The sequence below is a fragment of the Delftia sp. WSY_12 genome (genome assembly GCF_043104645.1).
GTDB classification, from domain to species: Bacteria; Pseudomonadota; Gammaproteobacteria; order Burkholderiales; family Burkholderiaceae_C; genus Comamonas; species Comamonas tsuruhatensis.
This window is the reverse complement of sequence record NZ_JBICKW010000030.1, coordinates 157,526-175,907: the sequence shown is the minus strand read 5'-3', so window position 1 is coordinate 175,907 and position 18,382 is coordinate 157,526. Positions and strand designations below refer to the sequence as shown.

Below are 18,382 nucleotides of genomic sequence, written 5' to 3'. Positions count from 1 at the left end.
GCCGCACGCTACCTTGGCAACTGTCTCATTTCCCGGAAACCTGAGACGGTTTCAGCCGACTCGATTCTAGGTACCGGTACACCGTGGCCCGACTGATGCCCAGCGTGCGCGCCACAGCCTTGGCATTGCGCCCGTTCCACAGCCGCAGCACCTGCCGGCGTTCCTCTGCCTTGCCCACGGAAGACCGGGCGGGAATGTAGGCATCCTGGCCGGCGAACTCGCTGCGCAGCTGCTGCTGGACACGCTCAACAATGGCGGGGCTGCCACGCAGCTCGGGCAACAGTTCGACCAGATAGTCGAACATGCGGTCCACGAGATCTGGTGCGAAATCCGCTTCTGGCGTGGCGGGCGACTTGGCCGCGTCCGGTTGCATGAGGGGCAGAGTGGTGTTGGTTTTGGAGGTCATGAGGGCTACCAGGAACGGGAAAAACCGCCGTTTCGGCGAATGGGAGCTGCACGGCGCGGCGCTGGGTCCGGAGCACGGGCAGGGGATGAGGTAGGAGCAGGCGACGGTGCTGAAGCGGTGGCAGTCGCAGCGGCCGGAAGTGCGCCAGCGGGTGGCAGTTCAGGCGGGCTGAAGAGGTCGCGGGCTGGCTGCACCATCTGCTCGACCTGCGACCAGCGCGCATCGGTGTACTTGTGCAGGCCCTGGGCCATGGCCGCGTGGATGGCGTAGTTGCGGCAGTCCAGGTCCTCATTGCGCTGGCGGCGCTTGACCCAGCGGTAGGCCTCGCGGCCCTGGACCTTGGCCAGGATGCGCTGCTCTGCGGTCAGCTGCTCGAAGAACTCGCGCGGCAGGTCCTCACTGAAGTGCACGCACCCCGGGCCTGCGTCGGTGATGGCCAACTGGCCCAGCAGCAGATCCTTGGCGTTGTCCACGCCCACCAGCCAGAGCTTGATGCCCTGCTTGATCTTCTGGCCGCGCCAGTCCAGGTCTTGCATGCTGGCCGGCCCCACGATGGGCCGGTTGTCGTTGTTGTCGCCCTTGATGGCGCGCAGGTTGGGCAGCATGTGCTGGTGCGTGCGGACATAGTTATAGACGGCCTGCGTCTGGTCGGACGAGTCAATGCTGATAGCGCTCAGGCCCAGGCTGCCACCGTGCCAGGCCTGGCGGTAGCGGCGCTGCAGGTAAGCGGTCACGGGCGCCCAGTCGCCTTCGCTGGAAGGATTGCCCTCGATGATGTGGCGGTCCACGATCCAGCTTTCCATACCACGGCCCCATGCCCAGACGTTGATCTGCCACCAGGTGCGCTGCACGTCCACGCCAGCCGCCAGCACCAGGCCACCCACGGGCACCGTGCCCAGGGCGTAGGGCTCGGCGCGGGCCTGCAGCACATGGTCGTCGGTGCCCTCCCCCTTCAGTTCCCAGGCCTGCCCCAGCGTCTCGTTGGTGAACGAGGTCATGGGGCCAGCATCGCCCTCCTGCAGGGCGCGGTGGGCCTTCTCGAACTCGTCCACGATGGACGCCCAGGTGCGCTGCGGGCTGTAGGCAGCCCAGATGTGCACGCCCAGCGTGCGCGGGGGCCTGCATGGCGTGCCATCGGCAGCGCGCCAGATGCGGTCGGCGCCGAAGCGACGGCCAGAACGCCGGCACACCCAGGCGCCCGTCAGCGGCCAGCCACCGGGCAGGTACTCGGCCTGGCTGATGGACTCGCGGCAGTGGGGGCACATGTGGCGCACGGTCTGGGGCTTGCCGGCCACCCATTTGAAGCCGTGCATGGCTTCCTTGCCGCCCCAGGTCAGCGGGTGCTCGGCCTCGCAGCGCGGGCACTCGATCAGGTAATCGACCTCGTCCTCGGAATCCTCGCAAGCGCGGCTGACGTGGCACAGGCCCTTGATGCCGGGCGTGCTCCCGCCGATGAACTTGGGGTATGGAGCGCCTTCCAGCCGACCCTTGGCCAGGGTGCCGGGCGAGCCCGCGGACTTGTCCTTGCTGCCCCCGATGGTCTGGTCGAATGCCGTCCATTCGTCCAGGATGGCCACGGCCACCGTGATCCGGCGGTAGGCCCGCGCAGCCTTGCCGCCCAGCAGGTGCAGCACGCTGTCGCGGAAAGGCTTGTACTTGATGGTCTCTTCGACCCGGCTGCCCAGCTTGCGTGCCGCGATCACCGAGGGCACGCCGTCCTTGCTGTCCAGCAGGGGCTCGATCTCGGTCTTGACGAAGCTGTCACGGTCGTCGTCCGTGGGCTGCCACAGCGCCTGCTTTCGGCGGCGGTGCGCGATGTTGTAGCAGACGAAGGCGGTGATCATCTTCGAGTAGCCGACGCGCTTGGACTTCTTGACGGCCAGTTCCTCGATCCGGTCGTCGCTCATGAAGTCCAGAATGCCCACCTGGAACGGCCAGGCCACCCAACCGCCCTTCTGGTGGCTGGATTCGCCGGCCAGCAGGAAGTGGTCGGCTGCCCATTCGGACAGTGTTTGCGGCGCGTCGGCCCGCAGGCTGGACAGGCCCAGCTGCGCGGCGGCCTGGATGGCGGAAATCGCCTCTCTCGACAGGGGCGCGCTCAAAATGCAGCCTCCTCGTCCAGCTCATCCTCGTCGGGCGCCTCGGCCATGGCCGCCACGCGCTCGCCGATCAGCTTGGATGTGACGCGAATCCACTCGTTTCGCGCATCGGCGAGCACGCGCAGCACCGTGACGCGGGCATCTTCGGGTAGATCCGGGCAGGCCTTGCGCAGCTGGCCCTCGATCTGGTCCATACGGTCCACCACGGCCGAGCTGGCCAGGCCCAGCACGTCCGCCAGGGCGCCGATGGGCGCGAATTCGCCACGGGCGACGGCGTTTTTCAGGTCCTGGGCCTCGCGCTGCGAGCGCGCCAGCGCCGCACGTTCCTGGACTAGGTCCAGCCCGCCCAAACCGGCCGAGGCACGGCCCGCCGCCTGGTCGCGCAGGCGCTCGCAGTAGCCCAGCAGCCATTCGTGGCCCGTATCGCCACGGACGATCACGCCTTCGCTCACCAGCTGGCTCACGCGGGCCTCGCTGACACCGACCAAAGCCGCAAATTCTGCTTGCGAAATAGGAGCATCAAAGTAAGGCAGGACCTTCACTTAACCCCCTTAGGAAGGTTGCGCAACAGTCCGCACACGCGGCTCGAATTACCCGCTTCCAAGGGGGCCAAAAAGGACCCGCGATCCTGCCTATTTTTTGAGCACATCGAGAGGGGCGCCGCCGCGCCGATGAGGGTGCGCACCGTCATGCCGACACCCCCTGACGCTCGGCCAGCAGCGCATGCACTGCCGCCTCGTAATCCGCGAACGCTCTCCGCAGGCCCTGCCCCGCTCGCGCATCGCACCAGTCGTCGTAGCCCGGCATGCCCAGGCTGGCCGCCATGCCTTCGACGCCGCTGCGCGTGTCTGCCCAGTTGTCGGGCTGCTGCCCCTCGCCAGCCGCAGATGCCAGCATTACCACGTCCTTCCAACGCTGCTCACGCACCCAGCGCAGCAGGCTGGGGCAGGCCTTGCCATCCTTCGCCGCCAGCAGTCCACGCTGCTGCTCAGCGGCAGCCAGCAGCTCCTCGGCCGTCACGTCGCCACGGGCGATGGCATCGGCCACGGCGTCGGCCACGTCCACCAACCGGGTGCGCCGATGCTCCGGGAAGCTGCCTGCAAGCGCAGTGGCGATAGCCAATCCACCGTTCGCCCCCCCTGCAGGGGGGTTGGGGGGTATGTATTGGTTTTGGTTCTGGTTCTGGTTACCCGTGCCATCTCCGTGACAAGCCGTGTCACTGACCGTGACATCAGCGTGACGCGGCGTGACACCAGCCGTATCGGCAGCCAACAAATCCATGCCATTGAGCGTGACACTGGTGTCTGTCACTACGATTCCATGCTGACGGCATAGCGCCATCAACTCGGCCATCTGCATCTTCAAGTTGGGCACGATGCCCAGTGAACGAAGAGCAGAAAAGATAGCACTGCGCCTAGCCCTGCTGCGCTTCTGCCGCAGATGCTCATTGCTCTTGACCTCGTTGCGCCCCTCCTGCTGCTGGCGGAACTGGGCCACGATCTGCTCGCATTCGTCGTTCTGATATCGGCCATCGGGCAGCAGCGTGAAGAACTCGGCCAGCACGAACTGCAGGGCATCGATCTCTTCCGGCGACCGGCACAGCAGGCGACGCGCCAGCAGATCGAAGCTGGAGCCGTCCAACGCTGCCTCGGTGTCACAGTACATGTCACGCATGTCACGGTAGATGGCACGCTCCAGCCGTGACAAGTGCCGTGTCGCGGTGTTGAAGTCGCCGATGTGGTGGGGATAGTGATTCATGCCTGCTCAACCTTCGATATCAATTCAGTCCGTCAACGTCGCCTGCTGCAGGCGGCAGCGCACAGGCTTGACCAGGCGATGCGGCGGCAGGGAGCAGGCCCGCGCCGCCACCTCTTCCACGCGCTTGGCCGCCACCAGCGCATTGACCGTGCTGGCCACGCTGGAGATCTCCAGCCATTCGCCCGTGCATTCGTTGTGGAAGTCCCGCAGCTCGCGCCGGCTCAGGGCAGGCTGCCCCCGGCGGTGGGCCTCGGCCAGGCTGCTGTACAGCCTCTCGTTGAGGCGCACCCGCGTGGCATTGCCAATGGCGGAGAACGAATCCGCCTTGGTGTCATGCGAGGTCACCTGATGGGTGGTGTGTTGCATGTCTATCTCTCCTGATATCAGCCGGGCCGTCAGCCCTGACTGGCTTTCTTGAATGCGTCGTAGACGCGGCCACGGACCCAGCGGGGAATCAGCTCATCAATGCCCGAGCGCTTGCGCACCCCGTCCAGGCTGATGCGGGGCTTGTAGTTGCCGCTGCGCACGAACATCAGCACCGCGCGCACGTCAGCGCCGCCCGTACCCGAAATGGCCCAGATGCCTGGGCCCAAGTTGGATACGCGTTGGTCGTACTCGCCGCGCGCCGTGGTCCGGGCGCCGCCGCGCAGGGGGCCATATGCGACGATGAACCGGATGCCTTTCACAGGCCCCATGAACCGAACGCCCTTGCCACCGCGCTGGTGCAGAGCGTTCTTGCGGCCCTGGGACATATTTGCCCTGTAACCCTGCTCGCCAAACGCTTGGAAATACGCGATAAGTTGGACCAGCACCGAGCCTTTGAGATTGCCGCGCCCATCATCAGTACCCGGATACGGCCCGCCGTACCTGTCGGCTGGAATTGCAGTCTGATATCCGTTGGGAAGAATCCCGGCGCGCCGCAGAGCCACCTCACTTCGCTTGTCACGGCGCCGGCCCCCTTCCTCCTGAGCGGCGAGGATCTGCTGCGGGTCCACACCCTTGCCACCCATGTAGGTAGGCGCCACCAGGGCATTGAGATCGCCAGCCGTGGCCTTCTTAACCACCTGCACGGACTGCAGCACATAGCCCGTGGGCCGGTCGAAAACGCTCTGCATTTCAGAGCGCATTGAATTCTTGACGCGGCCCGCACCCATATTGATGGCCTCGGCCGTGGCCAGAGCAATCTGCCCGCCATCCAGGCCGGCCAGGGCACGCTTGTACCGATCACCGCCCTCAGGCTTGATATCAATACGCATTGCCACCTCCAGGGGTGTCGGCCAGGCGCTGCTGTGCCGAGCGGGCCAGGTACTGCGCCATGACGGTGAGTTCCTGCACCTGGCGGTCAAGCCGCCGCACCGCATTGCGCGAGGGCTGGCGGTGCGCATCAGCTGCAGCGCGCGTGACCTCGGCCACGGCGGACTGGAAATGCATGAAGGCCTCCACCGGGTCACCCTCTGCCTGGTCTGGCAAGGCGCGCCGGCACTCGTACCCCAGCTGGCTGGCCATGGCATGAAGCACCGCCGCATTGCCCGTGACCACTTGCAGCTGCACAGCCTCGCGCAGGGTCAGGTGGTGCGTTTCGTTGTTGGTGTTGAGCTTGTGCTGCAGCGTGCCGGCGTTGATGCCCATTCGCACGGCCAGTGCCTTGACACCGCCCTGGCTGGTCTGCGCCGTCAGGTAGGCCGCGTCCAGCACATCCATGCCGGCGGCAATGTCGGCTTGGGGGTCGGATTCGACATAGCCAGGGGCGATGCCAACTGAGAAAGTTGCACTCATCAGCACAACCCCTTGCGAGCCATCGACATGACCCACAGCACAACACCCGCAACGCCCACAGCAGACAACATCGGCAGCCCCCAATGGGCGCAGGCCCTGGAGCTGTTCCTGGGCCAGATGATCGAAGTCCTGGAGGGCGAAGGACGAGCGGGTTTCAGCGCGGGCGCGCTGGCCCGCTGGAGCGAACTGTGCTGCCAGCGGATGCAGGAAACTGGGAGCGCAGCGCCGGAGGTGATTGCACAGCTGCGCTCCATGACTTCCCGGGTGGTGACATGAATATGGGTCATGACACGCCGGTTAGCCATGAATTGCCACCTCGCTCGCATTTGCAAGCTCTGGCCAATGGCTTTGCCAATCGTCAGGGCGCAGATCCCGGCGGCTAACAGCACCCTCTGTCGCAACTTCAATCGCCGTACAGCGATGCAGAGGCACCGAACGAGCCCCACCAAGCCAGTCAGAAAGGTCGGAAGCGTGGGCACCGATTGCCCGAGCCAGCCGCGCCTTGCTGCCGCGGCCCTGCGAATGGAGATAGTCCGATAGCTTCATAGGCAAATTTTAGCCTGAAGCTAATCATTTCCGCTAGCCCCCTGCACATTGCCGATGTTAGCCATCCGCTAAATACTAGCCCTATGCAACCAGTTGAAGCCACCCGCCGGCAAAAGCTCAGCATCCTCATCAAAGAAGCAGGAAGCCAAGCGAACCTCTCCGAAATCATTGGCAAAGCTCCGGCACAGATCAGCCAATGGCTCAACGCCTCGATCAACTCCAAGACCGGCAAACCGCGCGTGATGAGCAACGCCACAGCACGAGAGCTGGAAATCCTCACCAAGAAACCACAGGGCTGGATGGATCAGCCCCTCACATCCGAAGAAGTTAGCCGAGACGAAAAGCCAAACACGTCCCCAGCCGAGCCCGAAGTACAGCGCATTCCACTGATCTCATACATACAGGCCGGCCGATGGCGCGAGACGTGCAATGCCTTTCCGCCCGGTGACGCTGAGGAATGGCTTTTTTCCGACCGAAAACACTCCAAGGAAACGTTTGCACTAACCCTCAAGGGCAACTCCATGGAGCCTGACTTCAAGGAAGGCGACTGTGTTGTCATCGACCCTGCCGTCAGCCCCAAGCCTGGCTCTTACGTGGCCGCCCGCAACGGTGGCGAAGGCGCAACGTTCAAAAAGTACCGCCTACGATCCGTTGATCTGCTGGGCAACGAGATCTTTGAGCTGGTACCGCTCAATGATGACTACCCAATCATGCGCTCCGACGAAACCTCAATCACCATCATTGGCACCATGGTGGAACACCGCCGCTACTTCCGATAGCCATGGAAATTTATTTAGCCACAGGCTATTGACCTGATTATTAGCCTGGGGCTAAGATCCGCCTACCGAGGATTACTCGGCGGGCACCATGGCATCGACCGGGCAAGCCCCGACCCTTAACAAGAGAGTGGTGACAGCTGCGCGCTTGCTACCATCCCCCTACGGAACCAGAAGAGGGGGACAGATGGCTTTGATCAAGTGCGCGGAATGCAGCAAGGAAATCAGCGACAAGGCCGCCGCCTGCCCAGGCTGCGGTGCTCCAGTGACCCCGCCAAGCAGCAGCAGCAGCAGCAGCAGCAGCAGCAGCAGCCCGCCCGAGCGCAATAACGAGGGGGCCTATGCCAACATCTGGCCCGACATGGAGAGATCCAGCTCAGCAAAAGGCAAGGGCCTACTTGGACTGGCCGGAGCAGTTGCAGCGGCCTTCGTGGCCTATTCGTGCGTGTCAGCTGGCAGCGATGCCAACGGCCCCATGAAAGAGACGAAGGCCCTGGCCCTTTGCCGGGAGGCCATACGCACGTTCGCCAAAGACCCGAGCAATGCCAAGGTGCCCTCAGCCGGCGCCACCACCTACGGTGAAACGCACCTCTTCACCTGGGCCATCGGCAAAAACGAAGTCCGCTTGCGCAACGGCTTCGGCATGGAAGTTCCTGCCAGTGTTTCCTGCTCCGTGAACTTCATGACTCGGAAGGTCACTTCGCTGACCATCAACGGCGAACGGGTTTTCGGCAGCTGACACGTCACCACTCTCGCCCTGCGAAATAAACAAGACCAGCACCCCACGCTGTGAAGCATGGGGCTGCCTTCGGAGCCCTGCTTTCGCCCAGGCCGGCAGGCGCCCACTCCAATCACTGGAGCTGCGGCGCGAAGACCTGAAAACCCCCTTGCGGCCCAGCGTGGCCGATTTCACTGAGCGCGTGACTACGACCGCCAGGGGATGACCTCGTCTATCGAGGCGCCCACACACCGCAGCCATGGCGGGTAATGGCTGAAGCACTGCCGGCTGTCGGGCTGACCGCCAGCAGCGCGCCCGCCCTGCGCAACGCAGGGCAAACCCAAGCGTCTTGGGTTGCAAGGCGCTTCGGTTTGAGCCGCGCCATCCGCCTTCTGGGTACTTCGCTTTTGGATGGCATATGCGGCCTTCTTTTTTCGCCGGGCCTGGGCTTCTCACTTCGCAACCACCAGCCATCTCGCCCACGCAGCCGCCACGCGGCACCGGCCCTTTTCTTCGCCTCGCCCACCACTGGAGATCTGCCATGGCAACTGCAGCCGTATCGCGCCGCCCATTTCGCAAACCGAAACCCGAGCACCTGTGCATGGTCTATCCAAAGCTCCCCGACACCTGCCACAAGAGTTTTTGGCTGGCCGCCTACCTCCAAGACCTCGCAGAGCACGCTGCCATAAAGGAGCTTGCCGCCAACTTCAACTCGCACAAGGGCCAGAAAACGGATCACGTCACCCACCTTGCCGCCCACACCGCCGCCAACCTCCTTTTGGAAAAGCTTCGGGATACAGCGAAGTACACAAAGGAAGACGGCATGCTGCTCTACGCCTGGCCGGGCACCACGTTTTTCGATGCGGCCGCGCAGCACCAATGAGCCCGCCGTACCCCGAGACACCGCCGCCAGCACCACCAGGCCCGTTCTGGTTGGCCACCTACTTCCGCGACCTGGCCGAAGGCGCCGTGATGGAGCGCGAGGGCGACGGCCCCCCCCTGATCTGGAGCGCATGCGCGCTGCTGAGCAACGCGGGATATGCGGCGCTGGACGAGGCCAGGCACAGCGGAATGCTGCTCTACGCCTGGTGCGGCACCACCTTCTTTGACCAACCAACGGCCCGCCACTGAGCGGGCCGTTTGCATGCCGGAGACCCACATGCAGCTTGCCCGCATCACCCGCCCCTCCACGCCGATCACCGATCAGGCCTTTGTCTACCGCCGCAGCGAGCACACCAATGTGGCCCAGACCTTCGCCAGGGCGCGCGAGCAGCTGGCCAGCGCCGCGGCTGCTGCCACTCCACCCAAGCGCCGCAGCCGCAAGGCCAGCGCCGCAGATGCGCCCAGCGCGCCCAAGCTCCAGCAGATCCCGCTGGAACTGCCATCCCTCTGATCACTGGAGTCACATGCGCACCTTCACCATCAAATGCGGCTGCACGCAGCAGCAATTCGTCGGCGCCTGCACGCAAGACGCATGCGCCTGGGCGCTGGAGCAATTCGGAGACCGGCCCTATGTCGTCATCTGCCACCGCTGACCGCGAACACCACTGGGCCAGCGATTGGCACTACGCGCTGCGCCACGCCTTCGCGCTGGCCGACGCCCACGCCCTGGCAGCACAGCACGCCAGCAGGCCACCCATCACCCAGCGTGCCGCATGGGCTGTCCAGTTCGACCGCTCGCGCGACCAGATCCACCGCCTTCTGCACCTTGACGGCACCCCGTCCTGACCCCACCACATCACAGGAGACCACCATGGCCCGCCAAATCATCATTGCCATTTCCGCCGACGACGAGGGCCGCGTTGCCCTGACCACCAACCTGCCCCGCCCGGTGCCTGGGCGCGGCCTGCACACCGAGGACGCAGCCGCCCTGGAGCTGCTTCGCATGGCCCAGCACCTGCCCAACCTCGAAACCACCACCTACGACGCCAGCCATCTGGCGCCGGATGCTGCCGAGGCCTTCGACCTGCTCCGCGAGCTGATCAACCCTGATGGCTACGGCTACTCGGTCACCGCCGAAGTCGGCAACCACGCACGCCGCGTGCTGCAGATCAAGGGGCAGCAGGTCGGACTGCCGCAATGAGCAAGAACACGCCATGGCGGGCCGAGGATGACGCCTACCTGCGGGCGCACTATCCCACCCAGCCCACGGCCGCAGTCGCTGCGCACCTGCAGCGCTCGGCCAGGCATGTGCAGCAGCGCGCCTATGACCTGGGCGTGAAGAAGGCACCCGGCGCCAAGACCGCGCGCACCGGTCGCTGGACGGACCTCGATGACCTGCTGCAGCTGCTGTATGCCGACATGCTCAACGAGGACCTGGGCGAGCTGCTGGGCATGCCCATGCAGGACATTGCCACCCGGGCCAGCCGCCTGGGCCTGCACAAGACCCCTGCCGTGCTGACCCAGACCTACAGCACCTCCATGCTGCGCCAGGGCCGGCGGCAGGGTCAGTTCACCGCTGGATTCAAACCCTGGAACAAAGGCTTGCACGGGTACAGCGTGGAGCTGGGTCGAAGCCATTTCAAGGCCGGCAACCGGCCGCCGACCTGGGTGCCCGTGGGCACAGAGCGCTGGACCACGCCGCCACGCGCGCTGCCACATGCAGCCCGCTACCTAAAACGCAAAGTGGCAGAGCCCAATCGCTGGGCGCTGGTGCACCGCATCGTGTGGGAGCAGCACCACGGCCCCATACCTGAGGGACATGCCGTCATCTTCCATGACGGCGACACCTCCAATTTCGACATCAACAACCTGCGCTGCATCTCGCGCGCAGAGCTGTCCCGCAGCAACGGGGCCGCCGTCCCCATCGACCTGCTGCCCGTGTGGCAACTCACACGCCAGCTGGACCGCGAGATCAAGGAAATCGAGAAAGCCGAGCATGACGACCACCACAACCGACACCCAGCCCACGCCGCCTGAAACCAGCGGCATGGGCCAGCTGCAATCTCTGCTGCTCCAGACCATCAAGGATTTGCGCAACGGCTCCACCACGCCGCAAATCGCCCGCGCCATTACCGACATCGGCCAGACCCTGGTGGCCAGCTCCCGCGCAGAGATCGAGTTCGCGCGGATCACAAAGGCCTCGCGCGTGGGGTTTCTTGACTCGCCAGCCCTGCAGGCTGCACTCCCAAGGCCCACAGCAGACGGGTCTGGCCACACCACACCACTGCCGCCGGGCCAGCACTGGCAAGGCCTTGTCCACCGCACCAGCGACGAGGAGCCCACGCGATGACTCAGCACCAGCCCAAAGGCTCCATGTGTCAGATCTGCTGCGGCGGCAGCGGCGCCTGCTGCACCCGGCCGTTCTCCTCCATGCCAGTCATCAAGTCATATCCGGGCGGTGTTCAGGCGGTGAATTGCAGCGCCTACCAGCCGGCTGCCCGTTCGCCCTCGCGGCGCTGCCTGAGCTGCGGGGCGGCGGTTCCTGCCGAATTGCACGAAGGCGAAGGCCTGCCCTGCGGTCACTGAGCCGCATCCTTCAAAGTGCTCTATTACTGGACCGGCCGGGGCAAACCCCAGAACTGGATCAATGGAAAGGACCGCGGGCCGTTGCTGATCGCCGCCGCCTGACTGCCGAGGCAGGAGCACAGCGCGCTGCGCCTGTTCTTAATCAGAGGATAAATAGCAACCTAGGAACAATATTAATCTCACTCAATAGATGAGAAATAATTTCCAAATGCTTGCCAAGAATATTCTGGTGGTATGCGTTCAACTGTTCAGGCTTGACACCTTTCGCAAGTTCAGTAGAGGGCCCATTCTCGTCCTTCAACCCCAAAAATCCACCAACCTCCCCCTCAGCACTCTTTACCGCCCTAAAGAATTCAATTATCTGGTTCGTGTATCCATCGCCAAATGCCAAAGATAAATTTGTTACCAATTCCTTAGAATCGGAAATGTTTTTAATACAAGACCTATAGAGTATTAATATCTCACGATCATTTAATGCAATTGCATCATTTATTTGCCTGGTTTTCAAGTAACCTTTCGCACTGGACAAAGAATTATCAAAACTCTTAAGTCGAGATGAAATAACCTTTCGCTTACGACTTCTGGAAATCGCGTAAGAAGTGAATGTCAGGAAGATTGTTAATAAAACTACTGTTGCTTGAACCCATGAAGCCCACTCAGATTTAGTCATGCAAATAGGCCACCAATCTGTCCAGAACAGACAATACTCTTGAGAATTACCAACAAAGGTTTTTGCTGCCTTTACGAATTCCTGAGTGGCTGAAATTGCTTGCATCGCCCTCTCCTTTCATGAGGCGCGAATCCTAACCTCCCCAAGCCCGTTTGGCAGTCGCCTCTCGGGCTTTTTGTATGGAACCCACAATGTCCGAGAACAGCAAGATCGAATGGACCGACCACACGTGCAACCCCTGGGAACGCTGTCAAAAGGTGGCCCCAGGCTGTGACCACTGCTACGCCGAGACGCGCAACGCGCGCTTTGGCGGCGGCCAGGCCGTGAACTGGGGCTCGGGTACACCGCGCCGCCGCACCATCCCTGCCACCTGGGCCATGCGGCGCCGCCGGCGTGCCCTTACTGTTCAAGCAGTGGGGCGAGTGGCTGCCGCCAAACAAGGCCGAAGCATCAACGGTAAGACCCTGGTGCTGTAGGGCGCCGCACCCTCCACCTCGCACCCAGAGTGGAACGCCTTCCCCTATGGTCAGCAGTTGGCGCGCGTCGGCAAGAAGGCCGCCGGTTGGACGGCCGCACCTGGGACGAGATGCCCGCCGTTTGACCACCGAGGCATGAGCACAGCGCATGGGCGCTGTCCTAACACACTCCTCGACCTTGACGGCCTAAATAGTTGTTCGTCAGTCAGCAAGCCCCGCCCGACAACCTCGCATTGATCTCTTAAAAATGATCTTATCAATCACTATTTGGCTCGCTAAACTGAGCGCCTAGCAGCGTACGACCATTAGTGAATGCAGTATTAGCATCTTGAATAACACCAACAAAAAAATCATATGCCTCTTTTATTATGTATTGATTGCCATCAATCACTTCAACCGCAGGCTCTACAAAATTAATGCCCTCCATAATTTGATAAGCAGCCAATCTAAATGCAAAAACGCCACGCTGCTCACTCAAAGATAGCGCATGCAGAGGAATGTCGGAAGAACGTTCAATTTCAGCCGCCAAAAGAGCCCTCATAGTCTTTATATCCCATAGCGACCTACTCCCATCTGTAGGGAATTTCTTTTTAAATGAATTCAGCGTTCCTCCAAATGTATTTAGCAGTGCAGTCGCAGTATCACGCATTCTCTTACGCTCGCAATTAAGCTGATACTGAATAACCGTGAAGGCAACTCCTATGGCGACAATTGAGCCTACAGCCTGAACCCAAGCTGGTGCATTTTGGTCCAAGTTTATTTTTACATTTCTATTCAAAAAATCACCTAATAAATCCCAGCCAGGGTAAATACCAAGAGCTATTCCTCCAAAAATGCAAACCAGAACAACCATACCAATTGTTGTGGGTAGCCAATGCATCTTTTCTTCCACGCCCGCCTCCTGTTGATAGACGGCGAAGCGTAACCGACCCAATCCCCAAGCCCGACCGGTCCAAGCCGCTCGGGCTTTTTTTTGGCCCGAACTTCGAGGAGCCGCATGCTCACCCCTCAATTTCTCCTTCCCCTGGCCACCAAGCTGGTGATCGACCTGTTTGCCGGCGGCGGCGGCGCATCCACAGGCATCGAGCAGGCCATCGGCCGGCCCGTCGATGTCGCCATCAACCACGACGCCGATGCCATCGGCATGCACGAGGTCAACCACCCGCAGACCAGGCACTACCGTTCCGACATCCGCGAGGTGGATCCGCTGGCCGTGACCAAGGGTGAGCTGGTGGGCCTGCTGCACGCATCCCCAGACTGCACGCACCACAGTCAAGCCCTGGGCGGCCAGCCGCGCAACGGGGAAATCCGGTCGCTCGCATGGATCGTCATCCGCTGGGCGGGCAAGACCCAGCCCGATGTCATCACGCTGGAGAACGTCGAGCAGATGATGCAGTGGTCCCCGCTGATTGCGAAACGCGACCCAGCCACCGGCCGCGCAATCACGCTGGACCGCATCACGGACCCTGACACGGGCAAAGCCACCTTCCGTGTAGCCGAACCCGGCGAGGTGGTGCCGCGTCGCAATCAGTTCCTGGTGCCGGACCCGAAGCACAAGGGCCGCAACTGGTGCCACTTCATCCAGGCCCTGCGCGACCTGGGCTACAAGGTGGAATGGCGGGTGATCTGCAATGCAACACTGGGCTCGCGCAGCACCCGCACACGGCTGTACCTGATCGCGCGCCGCGACGGCCTGCCCATCGTGTGGCCAACGCAGACGCACTGGAAGAATCCGAAGGCGGGCCAGAAGCCATTCCGCCAGGCAGCCGAGTGCATCGACTGGAGCATCCCCGGACAGAGCATCTTCGGGCGCAAGAAGGAACTGGCGCCGGCCACCATGCGGCGGATCGCGCATGGCCTGGACAAGTTTGTGCTGAACAGCCCCCAGCCGTTCATCGTCAACATGGCCCACGGCGGGAAAATCGAAATGCTCGACCGGCCTATGAGCACCATCGCCACGGAGAAAGGCGGCTGCCGCGCCCTGGTGTCGCCCACCCTGATCCAGATGGGCTACGGCGAAGCCAAGGGCCAGGCCCCGCGCGTGCTGGATCTGTCCCAACCCCTGGGCACGGCCGTGGCCGGCGGCATCAAGCACGCCATCAGCTCGGCCTACCTTGTGCAGGCCGGGCACGGCGAGGGAAAGGACGGCGGCAAGCGCTGGAGCCACGGCGCCAACGACATCCGGGGGCCGCTGGGCACGGTGACGGCCAGCGGCGGCGGGCAGAGCTTGGCATCCGCGTTCATGGTCCAGGCCAACGGCGGGTTCAACAGCACGCCGGCCCGCGACCTGCGCGACCCTGTATCGACCGTGACCACCAGCGGCAGCCAGCAGCAGCTGATCGCCGCCCACCTCACAGCGCTCGGCCAGAACGCGATTGGTAGCGATCTGCGAGACCCCGCTCAGACCGTGCTCGCTGGAGCGACACGCTTTGGCCTGGTCCAGTACCACCTGTCGCCCGAGCAGGAGGCCGGAGCCCTGCGCTGCGCAGCCTTCCTGATGCGCTACCACGCCAGCGGCGGCCAGTGGGCGGACCTGCGCGACCCCATGACCACGATCACCACGCGCGACCGCCTGGCGCTCGTGACCGTGTGGCTCAAGGGCGAGCCCTGGGTGATCGTGGACATCACGCTGCGCATGCTTGTGCCGCGCGAACTCTACAACGCCCAGGACTTCCCCCCTGGCTACGTCATCGACCGGACGGCCTCCGGCAAGCCCCTGACGAAAACCGCCCAGGTGCGGATGGTGGGCAACTCCGTGAGCCCCGTGCCCATGCAGCAAATCGTCTCGCTCAACTCCCCCGAGTCCACGGCCTGGCAACTGCGCCGCGCGGCTTGACCGCGACTCCACCCACAACCTGGCCCGCCCCACGCGGGCCGCTCTATTTCCAGAAAGGTGCCCACCATGAGCATCAGCCTGACCCTCTCTGAAGACGAAATCAGGGAGCTCACCCACTACCAATGGCCCTCCATGCAGCTCAAGGCGCTGCACAAGCGCGGGTTCTTCCGCGCCCGCATCAGCGAGCGCACGGGCAAAGTGCTGCTGGAGCGCGACCACTATCTGGCCGTCTGCGCTGGGCCAGCTCCGTCCACCGCGCCGCGCGTGCGACCGCCGCAGATGCGGAGGCCCGCATGAGCCCGCGCCGCAGCGACCTGCCGAAGCGCGTCTACGAGAAGGGCGGCGCCTATTGGCATGTCCGCGCCGAAGGGAAAAAGCGGATCTGGACGCGCCTTTCCACCATCCGTGACGGCCTGCCCGCCCTGTACCGTGCCCTGGCCGATATGGAGCAGGCAGACCAGGCCCGGGACAGCATGGCAGCACTGATCGCGGACTGGCTCGCGGAGGTCGGTAGCCGGCACAGCGTGAAAACGCAGGCCAACGACGCCTACCAAACGCGCACGATCTCCGAATCGTTCCAGGAGTTTCGCGCGCAGGAGGTCACCGCGCCGGCCATCGTGGAGTTCCTGAAACACTTCAGCGACAAGCCGCGCTCATACAACGCCTACCGCTCCATGCTGCGAGAGCTGATGCGGTTCGCCGAAGAGAAAGGCTACCGGCCGCCCGGCACTAACCCAGTGGACAGCCTCAAGACCATGTCCGTGAAGGCGCGCACGCGGTACATCACGGATTCCGAGGTGCGCCGCATCAAGGTGGCCGTGATGTACGGGGACGATGGCAAGCGCACGCGCTCCGGCCACACGATCTGTGCGCTGATCGACATGGCGTACCTGACCGGGCAGCGCATTGGCGACCTGCTGACCCTGCAGTGGAGTGATGTGGGCAAGCAGGGCATCACGTTCCAGCCGGCCAAAACCGAGGGATCTACTGGCGCCCAGGTCCTGATCGCATGGACGCAGCGCCTGCGTGACGTTGTGGACCGCTTGCGAGCGCTCCCCAACCAGAGCCCCGATTTCGTGTTCTGCACGCTGCAGGGCCAGCCCTACACGTACTCGGGCGCGTCCACCGCCTGGAAGCGGGCAGTGAAGCGGGCCGGCGTGATGGACTGCCATTTCCACGACCTCCGCGGCAAGGCCCTTACCGATGTGGACCGTGGGCGCGGAATCATGGAGGCGCAGCGCATGGGCGCCCACTCCACCCAGTCCCAGACCGCCGACTATGTGCGTCACAAACGTGCGCTGAAGGTGGACGCGACACGCTGAATTTCTTCTAACGCGCCTCTGCGCTGCCTATGGCTTACAGCACTATTTGCAGATGCGCGTGTTAGAAGAAAACAGCGCAAGTCATTGATTTCAATAATTCGAGCGGCTGCTTTGGGAGCAGAGGGTCGCGAGTTCGAATCCCGCCGCTCCGACCAAATGATTCAAGCCCCTGGTTCGAAAGAGCCAGGGGCTTTTGTCTAACAGAATCCAAAGCGTCCAACGCAGCGCCGCCAGCACGAGCCCTCGCTTCAGGCCAGCAAACCGACCACCGCGACGGTATGGCAGGCGCTGCCGGCAACTACGAACAGGTGCCAGATGCCATGCGAATGGCGCATGCTCGAAAGGCTTCGGTAGAACACCGTTCCTGCCGAATAGAGCAGTCCGCCCGCGAGCAGCCAGGCCAGGGTCTGCGCACCGTGGCGCAAGGCCATCGGCACCGCGCCCCCCAAGCTGAGCCAGCCAAGGCTGATGTACAGGGACAGGCGCGGCGGCGAATCGAAACCAAGTGCACGTATCGCACCCTGCAATGCGAGCACCCATACACAGGCAAGCAGAGGCCAAGCCCACAAGCCAGAGGGCGCCATCAAGGCAAAGGGCGTGTGGCTGCCGGCAATCAGCAGGTAGATGCAGGCGTGGTCGACGCGCTGCCAAAAACGCTTGCGTGCCCCGGTGCAGCCATGAAAGAGGGCCGAGGCACCGAACAGCGCCGCCAGAGAGAGGCCAAACATCACAGAGCCCGCAATCTTGCGCGCATCGCCGCCGGCCACCGTTTCGCAGATGAGGCCCACACTGGCCACCACGCCCACGAGCAGGGCTGCCAGATGACTCCAGGTATTGAACCGCTCGCCGGGCTGGCACCAAACGCTCGTGCCGCTCGGCAAGCCTGCCTGCAAGTCTGGCATGAAGCCTCCTGTCGCATGACCAAGGAACGCCGGACGCCGTGCCCGGCTCCGCCACCTTACGACTCAGACGTGACAGGGCAATGATTGCAACTCACACGCTGCAGCGCCGTCCGCCGGATACCCCACGACGTGCCGCGTCAAATTGCAACGCCAGGCCTTGAAACCATCCCTAAACCATCCATATGGATGGCATAAGGATGTTCCATGGCCGCAAACACAACCACCTCCAACCCTCGCGTGAGCGAATCCGAGAAGCTCACCATCAATCTGGGCTATGTCGACCTGGGCCAGATCGACCTGCTGGTCGCCGAAGGCTTCTACGCCAACCGCAGCGATTTCATCCGCACAGCGATACGCAATCACTTGCGCAGCCATGCGGACGCGGTGCAACAGGTCGTCGCCCGCAAGATGCTGGTCCTTGGGATGCAGCATTTCTCCCAGGCCGATCTCATGCGGGTGCAGGCTGCCGGGGAAAAGCTGCAGATCCGCGTGTTGGGCCTGGCCAGCATCGCGCAGGACGTGCCTGCGCAGCTTGCCGCCGAAACCATCGAATCCATCACGGTGCTGGGAGCGCTCCAGGCCAGCCCCGCCGTTCGTGCCGCTCTGGCCGGCCGCATTACCTGAGAACC

The 18,382-nt window shown here is 63.2% G+C and carries 26 protein-coding genes and 1 pseudogene; 16 read left to right on the top strand and 11 right to left on the bottom strand.

Annotated features, from left to right (window positions below):
- Positions 1 to 25 precede the first annotated feature (25 nt).
- The 7 genes from ACF8LI_RS19150 to ACF8LI_RS19120 all read right to left on the bottom strand — a co-directional run bounded on the left by ACF8LI_RS19150 (position 26) and on the right by ACF8LI_RS19120 (position 6,039).
- Positions 26 to 406 (bottom strand): Mor transcription activator family protein, encoded by a 381-nt coding sequence (locus tag ACF8LI_RS19150; protein ID WP_374617424.1) that lies wholly within the window; start codon positions 404 to 406, stop codon positions 26 to 28.
- Between the two features lie 5 nt (positions 407 to 411).
- A complete protein-coding gene (locus tag ACF8LI_RS19145; RefSeq protein WP_392413882.1) occupies positions 412 to 2,508 on the bottom strand; it encodes a phage terminase large subunit family protein in 2,097 nt (698 codons plus the stop codon).
- Positions 2,505 to 2,969, bottom strand: coding sequence for a hypothetical protein (locus ACF8LI_RS19140; protein ID WP_307838092.1), 465 nt, complete (start codon positions 2,967 to 2,969; stop codon positions 2,505 to 2,507). Before ACF8LI_RS19140 ends, ACF8LI_RS19145 begins: the two co-directional genes overlap by 4 nt.
- Positions 2,970 to 3,192: 223 nt before the next feature.
- Positions 3,193 to 4,263, bottom strand: coding sequence for a YdaU family protein (locus ACF8LI_RS19135; protein ID WP_392413881.1), 1,071 nt, complete (start codon positions 4,261 to 4,263; stop codon positions 3,193 to 3,195).
- A 24-nt stretch (positions 4,264 to 4,287) separates the two neighbouring features.
- A complete protein-coding gene (locus ACF8LI_RS19130; protein ID WP_034395242.1) occupies positions 4,288 to 4,629 on the bottom strand; it encodes a hypothetical protein in 342 nt (113 codons plus the stop codon).
- Positions 4,630 to 4,658: 29 nt separating this feature from the next.
- Positions 4,659 to 5,519, bottom strand: a complete 861-nt coding sequence (locus tag ACF8LI_RS19125; protein ID WP_392413879.1) for a hypothetical protein — start codon at positions 5,517 to 5,519, stop codon at positions 4,659 to 4,661.
- Complete coding sequence (locus ACF8LI_RS19120) at positions 5,509 to 6,039, bottom strand: phage regulatory CII family protein (protein ID WP_051940622.1); 531 nt, start codon at positions 6,037 to 6,039, stop codon at positions 5,509 to 5,511. The genes ACF8LI_RS19125 and ACF8LI_RS19120 overlap by 11 nt, the downstream gene beginning before the upstream one ends.
- Positions 6,040 to 6,066: 27 nt before the next feature.
- Between ACF8LI_RS19120 and ACF8LI_RS19115 the strand changes: the two genes are divergently transcribed.
- Positions 6,067 to 6,315, top strand: a complete 249-nt coding sequence (locus ACF8LI_RS19115) for a hypothetical protein (protein WP_392413877.1) — start codon at positions 6,067 to 6,069, stop codon at positions 6,313 to 6,315.
- A 21-nt stretch (positions 6,316 to 6,336) separates the two neighbouring features.
- Here the strand turns inward: ACF8LI_RS19115 and ACF8LI_RS19110 are convergent, their stop codons facing one another.
- Positions 6,337 to 6,585 carry a transcriptional regulator gene (locus ACF8LI_RS19110; protein WP_392413876.1) on the bottom strand — a complete coding sequence of 83 codons (249 nt, stop codon included), beginning with the start codon at positions 6,583 to 6,585 and terminating at the stop codon, positions 6,337 to 6,339.
- A gap of 83 nt (positions 6,586 to 6,668) precedes the next feature.
- Between ACF8LI_RS19110 and ACF8LI_RS19105 the strand changes: the two genes are divergently transcribed.
- The 10 genes from ACF8LI_RS19105 (at position 6,669) to ACF8LI_RS19060 (ending at position 11,311) form a co-directional block, all read left to right on the top strand.
- Positions 6,669 to 7,364, top strand: coding sequence for a S24 family peptidase (locus tag ACF8LI_RS19105; RefSeq protein ID WP_392413874.1), 696 nt, complete (start codon positions 6,669 to 6,671; stop codon positions 7,362 to 7,364).
- Positions 7,365 to 7,548: 184 nt separating this feature from the next.
- Complete coding sequence (locus ACF8LI_RS19100; RefSeq protein WP_392413872.1) at positions 7,549 to 8,100, top strand: hypothetical protein; 552 nt, start codon at positions 7,549 to 7,551, stop codon at positions 8,098 to 8,100.
- A 520-nt stretch (positions 8,101 to 8,620) separates the two neighbouring features.
- Positions 8,621 to 8,962 (top strand): hypothetical protein, encoded by a 342-nt coding sequence (locus ACF8LI_RS19095; protein WP_392413869.1) that lies wholly within the window; start codon positions 8,621 to 8,623, stop codon positions 8,960 to 8,962.
- Complete coding sequence (locus tag ACF8LI_RS19090; protein ID WP_392413867.1) at positions 8,959 to 9,210, top strand: hypothetical protein; 252 nt, start codon at positions 8,959 to 8,961, stop codon at positions 9,208 to 9,210. Before ACF8LI_RS19095 ends, ACF8LI_RS19090 begins: the two co-directional genes overlap by 4 nt.
- A 28-nt stretch (positions 9,211 to 9,238) precedes the next feature.
- Positions 9,239 to 9,472 carry a hypothetical protein gene (locus tag ACF8LI_RS19085; protein ID WP_349614583.1) on the top strand — a complete coding sequence of 78 codons (234 nt, stop codon included), beginning with the start codon at positions 9,239 to 9,241 and terminating at the stop codon, positions 9,470 to 9,472.
- 13 nt (positions 9,473 to 9,485) lie between these two features.
- Positions 9,486 to 9,614, top strand: a complete 129-nt coding sequence (locus ACF8LI_RS19080; protein WP_255247323.1) for a hypothetical protein — start codon at positions 9,486 to 9,488, stop codon at positions 9,612 to 9,614.
- Positions 9,592 to 9,807, top strand: coding sequence for a hypothetical protein (locus ACF8LI_RS19075; protein WP_198819285.1), 216 nt, complete (start codon positions 9,592 to 9,594; stop codon positions 9,805 to 9,807). The genes ACF8LI_RS19080 and ACF8LI_RS19075 overlap by 23 nt, the downstream gene beginning before the upstream one ends.
- A gap of 25 nt (positions 9,808 to 9,832) precedes the next feature.
- Complete coding sequence (locus tag ACF8LI_RS19070; protein ID WP_392413864.1) at positions 9,833 to 10,162, top strand: hypothetical protein; 330 nt, start codon at positions 9,833 to 9,835, stop codon at positions 10,160 to 10,162.
- Entirely contained in the window at positions 10,159 to 10,998 is an 840-nt protein-coding gene (locus ACF8LI_RS19065) for an HNH endonuclease signature motif containing protein (RefSeq protein ID WP_392413862.1), read from the top strand. Before ACF8LI_RS19070 ends, ACF8LI_RS19065 begins: the two co-directional genes overlap by 4 nt.
- Positions 10,958 to 11,311, top strand: a complete 354-nt coding sequence (locus ACF8LI_RS19060) for a hypothetical protein (protein ID WP_310038844.1) — start codon at positions 10,958 to 10,960, stop codon at positions 11,309 to 11,311. Before ACF8LI_RS19065 ends, ACF8LI_RS19060 begins: the two co-directional genes overlap by 41 nt.
- Before the next feature lie 378 nt (positions 11,312 to 11,689).
- Here the strand turns inward: ACF8LI_RS19060 and ACF8LI_RS19055 are convergent, their stop codons facing one another.
- A complete protein-coding gene (locus ACF8LI_RS19055) occupies positions 11,690 to 12,322 on the bottom strand; it encodes a hypothetical protein (RefSeq protein WP_392413859.1) in 633 nt (210 codons plus the stop codon).
- A gap of 86 nt (positions 12,323 to 12,408) precedes the next feature.
- Between ACF8LI_RS19055 and ACF8LI_RS19050 the strand changes: the two are divergent.
- Positions 12,409 to 12,615: pseudogene (locus ACF8LI_RS19050) on the top strand (DUF5131 family protein); the annotation flags it as partial.
- Between the two features lie 334 nt (positions 12,616 to 12,949).
- On the opposite strand, the gene ACF8LI_RS19045 reads toward ACF8LI_RS19050, so the two are convergent.
- Positions 12,950 to 13,585, bottom strand: coding sequence for a hypothetical protein (locus tag ACF8LI_RS19045; protein WP_392413857.1), 636 nt, complete (start codon positions 13,583 to 13,585; stop codon positions 12,950 to 12,952).
- Between the two features lie 105 nt (positions 13,586 to 13,690).
- Here ACF8LI_RS19045 and ACF8LI_RS19040 point away from each other — a divergent pair, with 105 nt between their 5' ends.
- The 3 genes from ACF8LI_RS19040 (at position 13,691) to ACF8LI_RS19030 (ending at position 16,851) form a co-directional block, all read left to right on the top strand.
- Complete coding sequence (locus ACF8LI_RS19040; protein ID WP_392413855.1) at positions 13,691 to 15,529, top strand: DNA cytosine methyltransferase; 1,839 nt, start codon at positions 13,691 to 13,693, stop codon at positions 15,527 to 15,529.
- A gap of 66 nt (positions 15,530 to 15,595) precedes the next feature.
- The gene (locus ACF8LI_RS19035) at positions 15,596 to 15,826 is read left to right on the top strand and encodes a hypothetical protein (RefSeq protein WP_392413853.1); all 231 of its coding nucleotides are present in this window, start codon (positions 15,596 to 15,598) and stop codon (positions 15,824 to 15,826) included.
- Positions 15,823 to 16,851: a tyrosine-type recombinase/integrase gene (locus ACF8LI_RS19030; protein WP_392413851.1), complete on the top strand. Its 1,029-nt coding sequence runs from the start codon at positions 15,823 to 15,825 to the stop codon at positions 16,849 to 16,851. The genes ACF8LI_RS19035 and ACF8LI_RS19030 overlap by 4 nt, the downstream gene beginning before the upstream one ends.
- 248 nt (positions 16,852 to 17,099) lie before the next feature.
- On the opposite strand, the gene ACF8LI_RS19025 is transcribed toward ACF8LI_RS19030, so the two are convergent.
- Positions 17,100 to 17,753, bottom strand: coding sequence for a hemolysin III family protein (locus tag ACF8LI_RS19025; RefSeq protein ID WP_392413849.1), 654 nt, complete (start codon positions 17,751 to 17,753; stop codon positions 17,100 to 17,102).
- A gap of 204 nt (positions 17,754 to 17,957) precedes the next feature.
- Between ACF8LI_RS19025 and ACF8LI_RS19020 the strand changes: the two genes are divergently transcribed.
- Positions 17,958 to 18,377 (top strand): CopG family transcriptional regulator, encoded by a 420-nt coding sequence (locus tag ACF8LI_RS19020; RefSeq protein ID WP_017406949.1) that lies wholly within the window; start codon positions 17,958 to 17,960, stop codon positions 18,375 to 18,377.
- Positions 18,378 to 18,382: the final 5 nt, after the last annotated feature.